The organism is Arthrobacter sp. Soc17.1.1.1 (genome assembly GCF_036867195.1).
In the GTDB taxonomy this organism is placed as follows: domain Bacteria; phylum Actinomycetota; class Actinomycetes; order Actinomycetales; family Micrococcaceae; genus Arthrobacter_D.
On the sequence record NZ_JBAJII010000001.1, the window covers coordinates 747,652 to 764,034 of the forward strand.

The window sequence follows — 16,383 nt, forward strand, 5'->3', positions numbered from 1 at the left end:
TTCGCCCGGCCTCGCAGAACTACTCCGTAGTCTTCACTGCCGTGGCGCACGTCCACCTGACCCGACGGGAACCGATGTTGATCATCACCTTGAACGGCGACCGCGGGGGCCGCGCCGCCCGCGCCGAGCAGTGACCCCCTCGACGACCGCCGCGTCGGCACTGGTGGTCATCCCCGCCTTCGGTTCGCCGGAGCTGACCGATGCGGTGGTGCGTGACCTGTGCCGCGACGGGAGCGACCTCGACCCGGCCCTGCGCATCGTCGTGGTCGACAACGCCGGTGACTACGTGCTGCCCGAGGGGAACATCGAGGTCCACCGCCCGGGGCGCAACCTGCGGTGGATCGGCGCCGCCAACTGGGCGCTGCAGAGGGCGTCGCGGGACGGCCATGCGGTCTGCGTGGTGCTGAACAACGACATCCGGCTGTCGCCCGGATTCCTCGACGGACTGCTCGCGCCCTTCTCGACAGCCGACGACATCGCGCTCGCGGCGTCCTGCTACGACGATTTTTGGCTCCACCAGCGGGCCTCGGCGATCCCGGATACCGCCGCGGAGTACGTCCCGCGCGACGTGCTGCGCGACGTCGACTTCTGTGACGGCACCGCCATCGCGTTCGCGGTGCCCGCCGTCGTCGAGCTGGGGGGCCTGGACGAGGTCACCTTCCCGCGGCACGGCTACGGCGCGGACATCGACCTGGCGATCCGCGTGCGGGCGGCCGGCCTGCGGTGCGTGGTCACGGAGGGCGCCTACGTCTCGCACCTGCGGCGGCAGACGATGAACCGGACCGGTCAGAGCTCCGAGGGCAACCGGGCGGAGATCCTCCACGGTCTGGACGCCAAGTGGGGCGACGGGTGGCGGGCCGACGTCGGGCTCGGTCCGGACTCGTTCCCCGCCCACAACACCGGGAGCGGCGCGTCCTGGTACCTGACGGCTCCGGCATGGTGAGGCCTTCCGGACGGTCCCCGGGCCGGATTGTCTACGCGGGGTTCGCCACGCGCCACCACAGCGGCGGCGTGCACGTGATGACCCAGCACGTCCGGCTGCTGCGTGAGCGCGGCCACGAGGCCTGGTTGTGGCTGCCCGACGCGGACGACCGCACCGACTGGATCGGCGACGACGTGCCGATGCTGTTCGGCGCCACGACCGCGATCGGCGCCGACGACCTCCTGGTGCTGCCGGAGACACCGACCATCCAGGGCCGCGATCCGGCACCCGGAGCCCGCAAGGTCATCTTCAACCAGAACCACTTCTACACCTTCGCCGCCGGCGAGCCCGGCGAGGATTTCCCCGGGTGGTCACCGGCGCCCGCAATCTGGGTGGTGTCCGAGGAGAGTCGCGACGTGCTGTCCGCCGCGCTGCCCGGCCTGCCGGTGAGCGTGGTGCCCAACCCGGTCGACGGCGAGCTGTTCGCCCCCGGTGCTGCCGACCAGCTCCGGGTGAGCTGGTTCCCCAAGAAGCGGCCGCGGGAAGCCTCGCTGCTGAAGCGGCTGCTGGCCGACGAGCCACGGCTCTCGGGGGTGGAGCTGGTGGAACTGGTCCAGGCCCCGCGGGCGGAGGTGGCCGCCACTCTGGCGGGCTCGGCAGTCTTCGTCGCCCTCGGGCACACCGAGAGCTACGGTCTGCCGGTCGCCGAGGCGCTGGCGTCGGGCTGCCTTGTGGTCGGATACGACGGCGGCGGCGGGCACGAGCTGTTCGAGGCGCCCGGCGCGTGGCGGGTGCCGGACCAGCGACCGCTGCTGATCCGCGACCGGGTGGCAGACCTGATCCAGGACCTCGACGCCCTGGCGCCGGTCCGTGCGGCGAACCGCCGCTGGGTGCTCGACCGCTACCCGTTCGCCCGGACCGGCGCGGCGCTGCAGGAGGCGGTCGCGGCCGCACGGGCACGGCCCGGCGCAGACGCCGTGGCCGTGCATCCGGTCGCCTGGCTCGACACCCTCGGCCCGCACTTCACAGCGTATGCGTGAGGATTCAGTGGGCTCCCTTCACGACGTTGACGAGGTCTTCACCGGCCACGTAGCGGCGCACCTGCGCGTTGACCAGCGCGAAGGCCCGTGGGCCGGACTGCGCGATCGAGCCGGCGGCGTGCGGAGTGATGATCAGGTTCGGCGCGTTCCACAGCGGATGGTCAGCCGGCAGGGGCTCGGGCTCCATCACGTCCAGGGCGGCGCGCAGCCGCCCGGACGTCAGTTCCGCGAGCAGTGCCAAGGTGTCCACCACCTTGCCGCGCGCCACGTTGACCAGCAGGGCGCCGTCGGGCATCCGGGACAGGAACTCCGCGTCGACGAGCCCGGTCGTGTCCGCGGTGAGCGGAACGGTCAGCACCACCACGTCGGCCTCGGGCAGCAGGTCCGGCAGCTCCGACGTGGCGTGGATGCCGTCGCGTGCCGTGTGCGCCACGAGCACGGGAACGGCGTCGAAGCTCCGCAGGCGGCGCGCGGTCTGCTCTCCGAGATCACCGGCGCCGATGATCAGCACGCGCTTGTCACGCAGGTCGTCGGCCTCCATCGGGTCCCACCGGCCCTGTCGCTGCGCCTCACCGAAGTGGGGCAGCCGGCGCAGCGTGGCCAGGACGACGGCCAGGACCAGTTCGGCGACGGCCGGGCCGTGCACGCCACGCGCGCTGCACAGGGTCACACCGTCCGGGACGTGCTCGAGGATGTCCTCGACGCCGGCGCTCGTCAGCTGGGTGATCTCGAGCTTCGGCATGGCGGCGAACTTCTGGGCCAGATTGGTGGAGTCCTCGACCTGCGGCACCCAGAAGGTGGTCTCCGCCAGGCGCTCGGGCCTCTCGTCCTCGCCGTTCCAGACGATCACCTCGACCTCGTCGGGAAGGGCTCCGAGGAGATCGCGGGCATTCGGATCGGGTACGCATACGACAGTCATTTTGTCAGTGTAAACATTCCCTTGACGAGGCAGGGCTATGGTGTCAGCAGGACTTCTACAGAACTGAGAAATTCATCCACGGTGGCCGGAAACACCCGTGCCCGACGGATCAGCCGCGCCCGTCGGGGCGGCTTCGAAGGCAGAACCGAACTTCTACAGGAGACTCGTCATGGCCATCACACAGCTCACCTACCCGCACCAGGAGCCGGAGCTCACCGGCGAGGACATCCGGCTCCGCAACTGGGCCAGGAACTCCCGGCTGGGCCTGCCCGGCTCGGTCGTCGCGCCGGCCACCGAGGCGGAGCTGTGCGACTTCCTGGCCAGCAGTGACGGCCGGGTCCGGATGATCGGGAGCCGGATGTCTCCCGGCAGGATGATCGAGGTCGCGGACGGAGCCGGCACGCTCCTGGACCTGAGCAGGCTGAGCGGCCTGATCTCCAGCACCGAGGACACCGCGACCTTCGCCGGTTCGACCTCCCTGGCCGAGGTGTACGCGTTCCTCACCGCGCGGGGGCAGATGCTGGACGCCTCACCCGGGGTGATCGCCGAGCAGACGCTGGCCGGCGCCCTGTCCACCGGAACCCACGGTCAGGGCCTGCAGCAGAGCTCGATCGCCGGCGCCGCGCTGGCCATCCGCATGGTGCTGGCCGACGGCACCGTCGCGGAGTTCGACCGTGACCACCCGGACTTCCCCGCCGTCCAGCTCGGCCTCGGCTCACTGGGCGTGATCACCGCCGTCACGCTGCGTGCACGGGAGTCGATGATCTACACCTGCGTGAAGAAGGCCGTCGACGCGGGCACCCTCGAGACGGACCTCGAGACCTGGAACCGGAAGAACATCCTGGTCAAGGCGTGGTGGTTCCCCCAGGAGAACCAGGTCCAGGTGTGGACGGCCAACGAGGCGTCCGACGACGAGGTGTCCCGCTACCGGGCTGGCGGCAGTCAGCTCGTGGAGTACGCGACGACCGATACGTCCATGAACAGCACGATCGAGTCCACGCTGCAGCACCTCCGCGACGACAGCAAGGGTGTCGCCGACAACGGCAAGTCGCTCCGCACGGTGTCGCGCTTCCGGGACTTCACCGACGTCACGGGTGACATCTACCAGGTGTTCTGCAAGGGGATCGCGACCCCCCAGATCAACGTGGAGATCGGCATCCCGCTCGCCCGGGCCGGAGCGGTGATCAGGAAGATCAAGGACTGGCATGCGGAGACCCGCCCCCGCATGCACTACCCGGTGATCCTGCGCTGCACCGGCGCGTCCGAGGGATGGCTGAGCCCGTCCAACGGCCAGGACACCTGCTACTTCGGCTTCGTGGTCTATTACGCGGCGGACGGTTCGCTGTCCGAGGAGGGGAACAGCTTCCTCCGGGCGGTGGAGCGGGCCCTGGCTGAGGAGGGTGGCCGGCCGCACTGGGGCAAGTACTTCGACGAGTCCCTCTACGACTGGCCGGCGCTCTACCCCCAGTGGGAAGCCTTCCGCCGGGTGCGCGAGACGCTGGACCCGGAGCACAGGTTCGCGAATGCATTCACCGATGCGCTCCTCGACTGACCCGACCCGCCCACTAGGACAGGAACACCACCGATGAATGCCTGGGTGACCTTGCTGACTCAACCCGACTACCTGATCGGGGTCCGGACGCTCCGGGCCTCGCTCGAGCGCTCCGGCAGCACCGCCTCCCTCGTGGTCATGGTGACCGAGGGGATCGACGAGCAGGCCCGGCGCCTCCTGCAGGACGACGGGTGCCTCCTGCGCGATGTGGCACCGCTGCGTCCCGCCGGGGGATCGGCTGACAGTTACGCCAACGCCCGATTCGCGGAGGTGTGGACCAAGCTGGCCGTCTGGGGCCTCACGGAGTTCGAGCGCGTCGTCTTCCTGGACGCCGACATGCTGGTGACCCGCAACATGGACGAACTGTTCTCGCTGGACCTGGCCGACGGCGCCATCGCCGCCTGCCACGCCTGCCGGTGCAACCCCAACCGGATCGCGAGCTATCCGCCGAGCTGGACACCCCAGACCTGCTTCTACACGCACTGTCGGGGCGGGGACCACGTCACCGAACCGGGTGCGACGGACAACTACCTGAACGGTGGCTTCCTCGTGCTGTCGCCCGACGAGGCCGTCCTCGCCGACATGGTGGGGCGGCTGGCAGGGGTGGACGACCTGTCGGACTACCCGTTCGCCGAACAGGACTTCCTCAACGAGTTCTACCGCGACCGCTGGCGTCCGCTGCCCTACGTGTACAACGCGCTGAAGACCCTGCAGCACCAGCACCCGTCGGTCTGGGATCCGGCGTCGGTGAAGAACATCCACTACATCATCGACAAGCCGTGGGCGAAGCCGCTGGATCCTACCGACCGGTATGTCGAGGTGAACCGGCTCTGGTGGGAGATGGCCGATACCCTGAGCGCACCTGTCGGCTCCTGAGCCAGGAGACGAGGGTGCTCGGCCCCAACCGGGCCACCGCGTAAAGAGTTCACGTCCCCTGCATTCCGCGCCGCCACGATATGCGTCCGCACGGCGGCATCCGGTCCTCTTCGTGTTGTCGCCGATAACAGGGCATATGACACGGTCAGTCCGTGGAAGTGGAATCAAAACGCTCTAGCTTCTTATCAGCCTCTGGCGCTTCACATGGTGCTGGTTTGGTCGCAATGGCTGCTGCAACTAGTTCGAAGGCAGTCTCGATAGGCACGTGCTCCCAGATCCGCAGCACAGTCCACCCCGCCTCTTGAAGAAGCTTTGTGTTGCGGAGGTCTCGTTTCACGTTCCCAGCGAGCTTCGGTGACCAGTAGGTCTGATTCACCGACGGCTGTGACCCGTGTTCGGGGCAGCAATGCCAGAAGCACCCGTCGACGAACACTGCGACGCGCCGACGGGTGAAGACGATATCGGGACGGACGCGGCCTCCGGGCAGGTCGATGCGGTAGTCACACCGGTAACGGAATCCTGAACGGTGTAACGCTGAGCGCAGTGCCAGTTCGGGCTTCGTGTCCCGGCGCCGATTTGCCTGCATATTCCGGCGACGCCCCGCGCTGGCTGCGGCAGGGGATCGTAAGGCTCCTGCTTCTGATGTACCCCTGCCCATAACACCTACGTTACTCGCGCGAAATGATGCACCCTGTGAGATCTTCATTCACGCTCGTGCGCCCCGTGGACGCCGTGATCGCGGAAGATACGAGTGATGGCTCGTCGGCAGTGTTCCTCGTGAACCGAAATCAGCCTCAATCAATGAGGTTCTCAATTGCTGTCGCTGATCCCGATGCGACCACGATAAGCGCACGGCTGGCCCTGCACGATGACGACCGCCACCCGAAGAACGCCTCCGGGGACTGAAACCAGGCCGTTCGCAGACACTTCTACGGCGCAGCGATGACCGACAGGAAACTCATAGCAGCACTGACCCTCGTGTCAGGGCCAGCCAACTCCCTGACCTGGCCCACGGTCGCTTCCGTCATGTGAGCTGGCCAAAGCGGCATCCGAGTGTACGCGTTTCAAAGGAGTCAGTGGGCCCTGCCAAAATAGGACGATCATGCATGAGACAAAACCCATCACCGAGCTGACAACCGTAGAGATCTGTGCCGGAGCGGGAGGCCAGAGCCTCGGACTTCATCTTGCCGGGTTCCGTCACACCCTCGCCGTCGAGATCGACGCCATCGCAGCTGAGACCCTCAAGCGCAACTTGTCGCGGCTTGCTACGGCCGGAGGGCACCCGGCACCGGACATCGCCATCGGGGACGTCGCTGACGAGTCTGTCTGGAACCCCTGCGACTACCCGGGCGTCTCACTACTTGCCGGCGGTGTGCCGTGCCCGCCGTTCTCCATTGCCGGTAAGCAGCTGGGATCCTCGGATGAGCGGGATCTGTTTGCGTGGGCTGTCGAGGCTGCAGGCCGTATGAAGCCTGACGCCGTCCTGCTTGAGAATGTCCGTGGGTTATCAATGCCGCGTTTCGCCGGATACAGGCAGGCCGTGCTCGATAGGTTCGCCGAGCTGGGGTACCGGGCCGACTGGCGACTTTTAGAGGCCAGGGACTATGGAGTTCCGCAGCTGCGGCCCCGTTTCATTCTCGTAGCGTTGCGTGATGAGTTTGCACCGTATTTTGCGTGGCCTGAGCCGATACCTTCTACGCAGACGGTAGGTGGTGCTCTTTACGATCTGATGGCAGAAAACGGATGGCCGGGCGCCGAAGCCTGGGCGATGAGGGCCAATCGGGTGGCCCCAACCGTTGTTGGTGGTTCGAAAAAGCACGGCGGACCCGATCTCGGTCCGACCCGGGCGAAGCGTGAGTGGCGCTTACTAGGTGTTGATGGTCTCGGAATCGCGGATGCTGCACCTGGTCCTGATGTCCCGGCTGACTTCATCCCCAAATTGACGAATGAGATGGTCGCCCGCATCCAGGGCTGGTGGGGTCCCGAATATGAGTGGGACTTCGCCGAACGTAAAGGGCGTAAGACGTCGACATACCGGCAGATCGGCAACGCGTTCCCCCCACCGGTGGCGCGGGCCGTCGGGGTTGCCATTGCGTCGGCACTACGGAAGGAAGTGAGCGCAACCGGCAATCACGGTGTGGCCAGCCATGACGAGGTGTACCGGGCGCTGCGTGAGCACGGGGGTTTTGTTTCGCTTGCAGGGCTCCGCAGAGTACTTCGTGGGACCCTGGCCGACCGGGAGATCGAGCGCAGGGTGGAGTTCATCCGTCGTGATTTCGACGTTGAGGTGCGTCTGCGCGGCGGCGCACCCACATACAAGCTGGGGGAGTGGCGTGCATTCCGCGGGCAGGAGGACCACTCCCGCCACGAGGTTTTCGCGATCGACCGGCTGCGCTCAAAAATCAGCTGAGCGAACCGGCTTTTGCTAAACGCAGTCGGTTCCCCGAGCAAACCATTCCATGCCCCGGGCTGCGTGGCGCAGGCGGTAAATATGCTTTCAGTGTCAGGATATTGGCAGTCTTCATCAAGAACCAGCTCGAGGAGTTCCTCAATGTCAGACTTCGGCATACCTCCCACAGGGGAGGACATCAAAGCGGTCATCTACCATCGCCTGAAGCAGGCGATGACCGAAGACGGCGCGAAAGTAACAATTGACTGGCGCGGCCAGCCACGTCACTTGTACGTAATTTCCCTGCCGGTCGACATGCTCTTCTTCAACCCTGATACTCACCGTATCCGTGCACAGCGGACGCTCGATCCGGAACGGGATCAGGCAATCCATGAAGATCCCTGGGGATTGGTAGCCCAGAATTACCTCCACGACCTGCTGAGGCAACGGCCTTCAAACCCGGATCAGACGGATCCTGATTACACGGCGTTACTGGAAGAACTGGATGACGACGGTCAGCGCGAGCCTGGCATCGTCAGCCCGCACGGGATCCTCGTGGACGGCAACACCCGGGCCGCGGCGCTGCGCGACCTCAGCGTGCAGAACATCCGGGTCGGCGTCCTGCCTGATGACACCTCTCGTCAGGACATTAACGCGGTGGAGCTGTCTCTCCAGCTCCGGAAGGACCGACGACGTGACTACTCCTATATCAACCGCCTCATCGCGATCGACGAGGAACTAGGGCGCGGACGCTCTGAGGCTGATGTGGCCAGGGGTTTCAACATCAAACTCGGAACCCTCCAGCGCGACCGCTGGGTATACCAGCTCATCCTCGATGCAATCGAGCGCAGCCGGACTTCAGGCGGTGCGTCCCTGCGGCTGATTGATTTCGAGCAGCACCAGGAAAAACTGCGTGAACTCCACCGGGACTACACAAAGCTAGCTACGACTGATCCGGATGCCGCGAAGCGACTCAAGCAATCACGTCTGGCGATGGTACTTCTGGATTACCCGAAAACTTCTTTGCGCCTTGCCGAATCAGACTTTCACGCACGGTACCTCGAAAGCCGCCTGCCGGATGACCTGAGAGGCACCGCTTCGAGCACGAAGAAGATCACCGTTCCGGGTATCCCAGGGGTAACGCTGCCAGCCCAGAGCAACGAGTCAGCGGCAGCTGAAGCCCTCACGAACCAGCTGCTCCAGGCCAGAGCAGTGGCCGGGAACGCCAAGAATGCGTCCCCGGAGGATGTCGCCGACGCATCAGCTGTCATCGATAAAGCAAGGCAAGCGTTCGCCGTGGCAGTGAAGCTCGCCGGGCAGAATGCTGAGCTGGTCAAACGCCAGACCGCGGTTCCCGAACGGCTGACCGACGCAGCAGAGTACGTCACGCAATGTGCAAATGAGTTCGCAGAAGCAAAGGCGAGACGTGCCCTTGACGAGGAAGCCTTCGATGACTCACTTCTCGTTCTCCGTGACAGCCTTGAAAGTCTCGCACGGCAGGCCGGGCGAACCTTTCCCACTCCGGGAGACGGCGTAGCCTGGCTTCTCAGCTCCGTGCGCCCACTGTGATGTCCGCGAGCCCTGCCAGCCTCAGTATCAGCTTCGCGGCCGAGGTAACACGCGCCCGGCTTATCGTGCGGACCGGACTAGAAGGCGATCTTCGCAGACTGGCACTCGGTTTTCACACCAGCACACACCGGTCGCCGGGCACCGTCGAAGTTGATCTAGATGATTTCCTGACGAATCTCGAAGTCCTCAGCACATGGCCTCACCAGGCTGACGGTGAAGTGACCTGGGATGCCCGGCTACAGGCGCTGGTCGTCGATTCGCTGCACGATGCGCAAACGCTCTCCCATCAGCTCAGCAACCCGGAGAACCAGGAAGTTGCGGAGGTCGCCTGGACTCCTAACATTCTCGGACCAGAGTGGACAGGCGATCTCACTTCGTTTCAGCGCCGTGACATCACCAAGCTCCTGTCCCTGCGCCATGGAGCAAATTTCTCAGTTCCCGGAGCGGGAAAAACGAGAGTTGGCTTAGCGGTGTTCCAGGCCCTGCGCCTCCGGGAGGGCATCGAGCGACTGCTTGTCGTCGGGCCGAAGTCGAGTTACAGCGCATGGCAGTATGAAGGCGCCCACTGCCTGAACCCGGCCCTGTCACTCGAAGTAGTCGGCAGTGCTCCATCAGCCACCGCCGACACGCTACTCATCAACTATGAGCGCCTCCCCACCATGGTCAGCGCACTGAGCCGGTGGCTCACCGAGCGACCGTCGATGATCATCCTTGATGAGGCTCACCGAATGAAGCTCGGCGCGGAAGGGGCATATGGCGCAGCTTGCCTCGCCCTCGGCTCGCGCAGTAATCGCCGGCTGATCCTCACGGGGACACCAGCACCCAATGGAGTCAGGGATTTGGAGAACCTGTTCGGCTTTGTATGGCCGGGCACTGGCCGGCACAGCGTCGTGCGGGCTGTCAATGGCGGCAACCTCGCCGACGCAAGCCGCGCACTCAGGCCTCTCTTCACGAGAACCACGAAGAACGAACTCGATCTGCCGCCCGTGGAAACCCTGATCACCCCCGTTCCCCTGCCGCCGCTGCACGCTGAGATATACGAGGCTCTCATCGGCCAGTTCTCTGCCCGTGTGGGCGGACATGAAGGAGATTTCCAGGCTCTGGGCCGGGTCATGGTCTATATGCTCATGGCTGCGACGAGCCCCGCTCTCCTCGCAGTCGGAGGTACAAGATACGAACCGCTTTCGTATCAGGTTCCGCCGCTTTCCGTACCGCGAGACTCAGCGCTCTATCAGCTGATGCAGGATCTACCGTCGTACGAGATGTCGCCGAAGTACCAGGAAGTCCTCGCGATCGTCAGCGAGAACGCCGCGCAAGGCCGTAAGACTCTCGTCTGGTCGACTTTCATCCGCAGTCTCACCACCCTGCAGCAGCTTCTCTCCTCATTTCACCCTGCTCTGGTCCATGGAGGTTCTCCGGACCGCGAGGAACAGATCCAGCGGTTCAGGGACGATCAGGACTGCATGGTTCTCCTCTCTAATCCCGCGACGCTGGGAGAAGGAATCAGCCTCCATCACGACTGCCATGATGCGATCTATGTCGACCGGGATTTCGCGGCCGGCCGTTTCCTCCAGAGCCTGGACCGGATTCACCGTCTCGGGCTTGACCATGGCGTCAGGACACGCATCACCGTCCTTGCCGCCGAGCGGACCATCGATGAAGTCGTCACTGCACGGCTTTCTCAGAAACTGATATTCATGGGGGGCATCCTGGACGATCCGGCAGTTCAGCAACTCGCTGACCTGAATGAGGAGCCTGCAGCAGGCGGAAACCTGGATACGGCAGACCTGCAGGCACTCATGGGGCACCTCCGTGCGCCTTCCGCCTGAGCAGATTCTGCTAGCTGCTAGACGCTGGCTGGAGGTTCTTCCCACAAGCGGTGGCATACCGCGGGCGCAGGCGTTACTGACGAACCATATGCAGTACAGCGATCTCGCTCCTACTCAGTACGCGACTGCACTTGGCTGGTTGCGCGAGGTAGACCTCCTTGAGTCAGCCGGCTCGGTCTCCTCTCCGGCGAATCTCATCCTGACAGCAATTTTCGAGAAGGCAGCGCCTGCCTGGATGCAGGACGCCGATAAGCTCATCCGATCGCCCGATGAGCTACCGTCGGACCTTCTCTCCGCCGGGGACGCGCTAGGCGTGGATGCGAACGAGGTCTTTGAGCAGCTAGTCATCAGCTGGGGCAAGGTCGATACCGCGAGGCGCGAGCTCGTAGGTGCCGCCGGCGAAGCAGCTCTTGTCGCCCTGCTGACGGAGCGCACCGAGGGCCGCGTAGATCACGTCTCGACGCGGTCAGATGGGTTCGGCTACGACATCGCTTTCTTCCACGATGCTGGTCGCGCTCATCTGGAGGTCAAGAGCACAACCCGTACCGGCCGTTTCACGGCGTACCTGTCGCGGCACGAGTGCAGCGTGATGCTCCGCGATGCCCAGTGGGTTCTGGTCGCCGTGCGGCTCACGGCCAGCCTCGATATCGCCGGGGTCGGCTCGGTGCCCCGTGACTGGATCGCGGCGAATGTACCTTCCGACTCGGGGCCGTTCGGGAGCTGGGCGTCATGCAAACTCGAAGTACCCCCTGAGATTATTCAGGATCAGGTTCTGCAGCTGGGCAGAGAAGCAGCGAGCTCGCTCCCGCCGTGGCGTATAGCGCGGTAGGGCGGATGCTCTCAAGGCGCAGGCAGGCTAGTGATTTATTGGCTGCTGATACCTGCCAAGGATTTTCGGAGCGAGGATGTTAGGAAATGGCAACGAGAAATGGGGAAATAACGTGGAAGCACCAGCATGGAATGATCCTGAAAACAATGCCGGAAGTATGATCCGGGGGGCACAGTGGCTCCTGCAGGTAGTCGGGGAAGGGAATACTTTCACAAAGAACGAGCTTCGCCGTGATTTTCCCGAGGTCTCGCAGATAGACCGGCGAATCCGGGATCTCCGCGATTACGGATGGATCGTGTACTCGAGCACTGAAGACGCCTCACTGCTCCTGGAAGATCAGAGGTTCGTCAAAGCAGGAGCAGCTGTATGGGACCCGGAAGAACGCCGGAAGGCCGCTCCGCACAAAACCATATCAGCGAAGGAAAGGCAAGCGGTCTTAGTACGAGATGGATACATGTGCACCCTCTGCGGAATCGCGGCCACAGAGCAATACCCCGACGACATCATCACCACGGCTGTTCTCGCGGTCTCCCGGAGACTCCTCCTCACCGCCGACAACGATGACGAAGAAGTCTTCATGACCGAGTGCAAACGGTGTAAATCAGGACTCGGCGCAGCGCCTATCGACGCACGAGATGTTCTCTCTGCCACCCGTGACCTGAACCCGCGAGAACGCCGCAGGCTCCTGCGCTGGATGGAACGCGGCAGGCGAGGTACAACCGAGCTGGACCGTGCATGGGCGGCATACAGGCGCATCCCGTCGGACCGGCAGAAGGACTTCATAGACCAGATTCGGCTGGAGGAGTGAAAGCTTCCTGAGCCTGCAGGTCAAAAGGCGCCCGGTTGACGCAGAACAAGCTGATCTATCCAGGGCGGCACCCTTCATATTCTGTTAATAAAAATTATGGACGTCTCACCGGATTCCAGGCCGGGCTGCACGCCTAATATTCTGCAGAAGCTATTAGCACGCGTAAACTAAGCGCTTTCACTAAGGGAAGAAATTGACCAGGGTTATCCTTCTGCCATGCGCAGACCACACTAAGATCGCCCATAAAGGGAAATTAGCAGGGGCGGCTGAGTGCAGTCCGCAGATGGGGTAGAGACTGTGAGTTTGTTGTCTTGCTGATCCCAGGTGTGCTGCTCGCAGCACACCTGGGGCCCGGCCCGATCCAGGCTGAAGGCCCGGTTTGATGGATGGCCCCGCTGCCTTCCGCGACTCTGGGGAGCAGCACAGGAACCACAGCTCAGTGACCTCAGGCTTCTCACCGGAAGCCAGCGGGACGAACCAGCCTGGCAGAACTACCATGCGCCGCAAGGTGACGCACCCCGGGCCGGGACGTCATCTGACCCCTTGAAAAAGGCTTTGTGGTCGGCCTTGCCTCATGGATGCTCTGTCCGGGTCCGGGAACGGTTCTGCTGGCTCCCGTCCTTTCCGTTCTGACATGCGGGACACAGGAATGCGGGTTTCAGGCGATATCCGCGCGAATGTCAGTAGTTCACCTTACAGTTGCATAGTGCTGAAGAGGGGGTGCCGGTGAACCGGCTGGACTATGACCAATGGCAGTCAAGGCTGTCCGGGGAATTCTTTCCTGTTAACCGGCCCGGTGAACCCGTCTTCATGTTTCTCGATGACGAGGAACTCAGCCGGATAGCGTCCGATGTAAATGATCCAGAGGACTCACTCAGGTCAGCTGTGCTTTCCGAGCTGAGGCAAACCGACAGGCAGAACATTTTCGACCGTATCGACGGGCGAATCGCCCGCTGGAGGGGAGGCGCACAGGATCAGCCGCCACCCTGCCTGCCCCTGCTGGCGGTCACGGTCCTCGCGGGCACCAGGATGCGCAGGGACGGGGACTTCTCATCCGCTGCCTACTACCCCCGGCTGATCACCTTGATGACGTCCGGCCCGAACAGCCTCACCGCCTCGGGGATGAAAAAGCATTTCGACCAGGTCGCCCAGATGTGGGAGACGCTCGACGTCTGGATCGAACACCACCAGCACCTCGTCGGCCCCAGCACCATACGCACCCACCCCACCTTCAGCAGAGTCGGTTACCCCCTCTCCCAGACGGTCCTGAAGGCATCCGACCGGGAACGGCTATCAGACTTCTTCGACAGGCTCCACGTTGACCGGACCTCCCCGCCACCGGCCTCCCAGCTGCTGCGCAAGCTCCGCATCTGGCTCAACAGGCCACGGGGACTGTCCTCCGGATTCCTGGACCTCGTGCAGACAGGGGAAGGTAATCCCCTCCTGCTCGCTGTGATCACCAAACTCGCAACCGCACAGGCAACGGAAACCTCCCCGACCAGCACGTACGTGCCCCTTGAACTCGCGCTGCGCATCAACTCGCAGGACTGGTCCGCAGACTGGGTGATCCCCGTGCACAAGGATCTGGAACAGGACGAACTGCTCCAGAACAACGCAGCCCCGTTGATCATCACCAGACCCGCCTACGGTCCCGTGTATGACGTAGAGGCCGGGGCCATCCCCGCAGGCCCTTCCTTCATTAACCACCCCTACCGGGCCACAGGAACCAGATCGTCGCTCACGAAGAAAGTACGGCAGCTGTGGATACTACGCCGCGAGCCCCTGTCGGGACAGTGGCAGTCCGTACCCGGAATGCACCCCGGCGAGCAGCACCTTCTGGTCGTCCGGGACCAGGATGCCACCGAGATCAGGGACCTGCTCACGAAAAGCGCAGCACCCGGACACCGGAAACTCCGGAGCGCTCTCTTCCCTGGCTGGACTGTCTACGCCGATGTGTCCTTCATCGAACCCATCGATTTCTCCGCGCCCGGCTCATTCAACAGCCCGGCCCAGCTCTTGCACGCACCCTCTAGCACCCGCGCGAAACTGATCAATGGGCTGGCCCTCCGGACAGATCTCGGAGGACGCCACTACCTCCTGGGCGGTGAGCCCGACGTGCAGCTTCCTGAGAACACCGCAGATGGCCAAGTCCGGATCGTCCTGGACCACAAGCTACCCGGCACATCAGTGAGAGCCAGCGGCCTGCCCTTCCCGCTTCGCCCCTTCGGCCCCTTCACCCCGGGAAAGCACTCCATCCGCGTTGACAGCACAGAACTCGAGTTCTTCGTTCATGCCAGCGGCTCCGCGGCCCAGCGGGAAACCCAGCATGAGCGGACCGCCGACATCGAGGCGCTCAATTCCGCCCAGAGGGGTGAAGCACCCCAGTATGTGCTGAACAGGCGGGGAAGGGCGGCGGCAATATGGTTCGTTACCCCCGCCGGGCTTGTGCGACAGCACACCGAACCATTCCCCCGCCAGTCCCTCACCCGCCTGGGCTTTCCCGAGTCTTACCACTGGAAAGCAAAAGTCCCCGGCGGTACAAGCTGGGCCATCACCGAAAAGGCCGGGAAATTCTCCGATCCGCAGTGCATCACCCCTATCCCGCCGAACTTCGGAGTACTGGACGCCCCCGCCCGTGCATTCTGGCGGCGCGTCGCAAAGCAGACGGTAACGAACCCTGACAGGCTCTGGCGCGACTACCTGTCACAGTCCATCCAGGAGAGCATCCATGGACGGTGACCTGCTCCTTCACTGGCTGAGCTCCCGTGAGAAAGACTCCTTCGGCACCGCGATCACAGCAATCGCCGCCATGGCCGAAGGCACAGCGCAAGCTAGGCACAAGGCTGCCTGGACCTGCCTCAGAGGGATGGAGGAACTGGGGCACCTGGACCTGCTACGGGCAGAGAGCCGGTGGTGCATCCGTCCCACCACCATCACCCAGCTCCCCGGACCAGCGGCGCTCGCCCTGATTATCGGCAGGCGGACCCCGGACCTGGAGGCTCACCTCGACGACGCCGCGGCGCTGCACAGGATAGATCCTGCGCCATCCGGGGCCGTATCGTCGGGCAGGCCTTCGACCCTGCTCCTGGAATACGACAGCGAAGCGGACCTGGAGCAGATCGCAACCCGCGCGGGAGCGCTTTTCGTCTCGTGCATCGCGACTGCCAGAGCCGGGAAGCTCGAACCGCTCGCCCCGGGGCTGCGCACCGCCGGGCCCAACCAACATGGATCCCAGATCGACAGGTACAGCGTCCGGGCCCGAAGATTCGAGACTGCCGGGACAATGCGGGAGAACGGGCTGTTCCGGCAGCTTGTCCACGGCCGTAACCAGTACTGGATCCACAGGGCAGGAGAATGGTTCTCCACCACGCATGCTGAAGGCGTCTGCCTTTCCCTGAAGGGTGACGGAACCTCGTATCTCCGGTTCCTGGACGCCGAGGGAACCGGAGACCCTGCCGGTACGCTGCGGGTCGACCCTGCGCTGGTGCTGCCGGTGCGGTGTCGCCAGGTGCTGACCCTGTGCAGCGGGGTCAGTCCTGCCTATACGGCGGACAGGGCATGGATGTACCACAACGTTCCCCTGTCCGTCGCGGCGGCTGTTGCCCGCTGCGTCCACCAGTCTTTGCGGGTGCCCTGATATGTGCCCGCAG

13 protein-coding genes are annotated in these 16,383 nt (G+C 64.1%); 11 read left to right on the forward strand and 2 right to left on the reverse strand.

Translation table 11 applies throughout. The features are described 5' to 3' along the window. Positions 1-130 precede the first annotated feature (130 nt). Both V6S67_RS03520 and V6S67_RS03525 read left to right on the forward strand, forming a co-directional pair. Positions 131-943 carry a glycosyltransferase gene (locus V6S67_RS03520; protein ID WP_334208926.1) on the forward strand — a complete coding sequence of 271 codons (813 nt, stop codon included), beginning with the start codon at positions 131-133 and terminating at the stop codon, positions 941-943. A gap of 77 nt (positions 944-1,020) precedes the next feature. Beyond that, on the forward strand, positions 1,021-1,962 hold the full coding sequence (locus V6S67_RS03525) for a glycosyltransferase (protein ID WP_334208927.1): 942 nt from the start codon (positions 1,021-1,023) through the stop codon (positions 1,960-1,962). Between the two features lie 4 nt (positions 1,963-1,966). Here V6S67_RS03525 and V6S67_RS03530 read toward each other — a convergent pair whose 3' ends face one another. Beyond that, entirely contained in the window at positions 1,967-2,881 is a 915-nt protein-coding gene (locus V6S67_RS03530; protein WP_334208928.1) for a 2-hydroxyacid dehydrogenase, read from the reverse strand. A 169-nt stretch (positions 2,882-3,050) separates the two neighbouring features. Between V6S67_RS03530 and V6S67_RS03535 the strand changes: the two genes are divergently transcribed. Together V6S67_RS03535 and V6S67_RS03540 are read left to right on the forward strand one after the other, a co-directional pair. Continuing rightward, on the forward strand, positions 3,051-4,433 hold the full coding sequence (locus V6S67_RS03535; protein WP_334208929.1) for a D-arabinono-1,4-lactone oxidase: 1,383 nt from the start codon (positions 3,051-3,053) through the stop codon (positions 4,431-4,433). 45 nt (positions 4,434-4,478) lie between these two features. Beyond that, a complete protein-coding gene (locus V6S67_RS03540; RefSeq protein ID WP_334208930.1) occupies positions 4,479-5,309 on the forward strand; it encodes a glycosyltransferase family 8 protein in 831 nt (276 codons plus the stop codon). Positions 5,310-5,454: 145 nt separating this feature from the next. Here the strand turns inward: V6S67_RS03540 and V6S67_RS03545 are convergent, their stop codons facing one another. Beyond that, positions 5,455-6,015: a very short patch repair endonuclease gene (locus V6S67_RS03545; RefSeq protein WP_334208931.1), complete on the reverse strand. Its 561-nt coding sequence runs from the start codon at positions 6,013-6,015 to the stop codon at positions 5,455-5,457. A 396-nt stretch (positions 6,016-6,411) separates the two neighbouring features. Between V6S67_RS03545 and dcm the strand changes: the two genes are divergently transcribed. The 7 genes from dcm to V6S67_RS03580 all read left to right on the forward strand — a co-directional run bounded on the left by dcm (position 6,412) and on the right by V6S67_RS03580 (position 16,370). Next, a complete protein-coding gene (gene dcm / locus V6S67_RS03550; protein ID WP_334208932.1) occupies positions 6,412-7,719 on the forward strand; it encodes a DNA (cytosine-5-)-methyltransferase in 1,308 nt (435 codons plus the stop codon). A 141-nt stretch (positions 7,720-7,860) separates the two neighbouring features. Then, complete coding sequence (locus V6S67_RS03555) at positions 7,861-9,267, forward strand: transcriptional regulator (RefSeq protein ID WP_334208933.1); 1,407 nt, start codon at positions 7,861-7,863, stop codon at positions 9,265-9,267. Then, on the forward strand, positions 9,267-11,096 hold the full coding sequence (locus V6S67_RS03560; RefSeq protein WP_334208934.1) for a DEAD/DEAH box helicase: 1,830 nt from the start codon (positions 9,267-9,269) through the stop codon (positions 11,094-11,096). The genes V6S67_RS03555 and V6S67_RS03560 overlap by 1 nt, the downstream gene beginning before the upstream one ends. A gap of 139 nt (positions 11,097-11,235) precedes the next feature. Beyond that, entirely contained in the window at positions 11,236-11,925 is a 690-nt protein-coding gene (locus V6S67_RS03565; RefSeq protein WP_334208935.1) for a DUF3883 domain-containing protein, read from the forward strand. Between the two features lie 112 nt (positions 11,926-12,037). Then, complete coding sequence (locus V6S67_RS03570) at positions 12,038-12,733, forward strand: hypothetical protein (RefSeq protein WP_334208936.1); 696 nt, start codon at positions 12,038-12,040, stop codon at positions 12,731-12,733. Positions 12,734-13,543: 810 nt separating this feature from the next. Continuing rightward, positions 13,544-15,472, forward strand: coding sequence for a hypothetical protein (locus V6S67_RS03575; protein ID WP_334208937.1), 1,929 nt, complete (start codon positions 13,544-13,546; stop codon positions 15,470-15,472). Continuing rightward, the gene (locus tag V6S67_RS03580) at positions 15,462-16,370 is read left to right on the forward strand and encodes a hypothetical protein (RefSeq protein WP_334208938.1); all 909 of its coding nucleotides are present in this window, start codon (positions 15,462-15,464) and stop codon (positions 16,368-16,370) included. Before V6S67_RS03575 ends, V6S67_RS03580 begins: the two co-directional genes overlap by 11 nt. Positions 16,371-16,383: the final 13 nt, after the last annotated feature.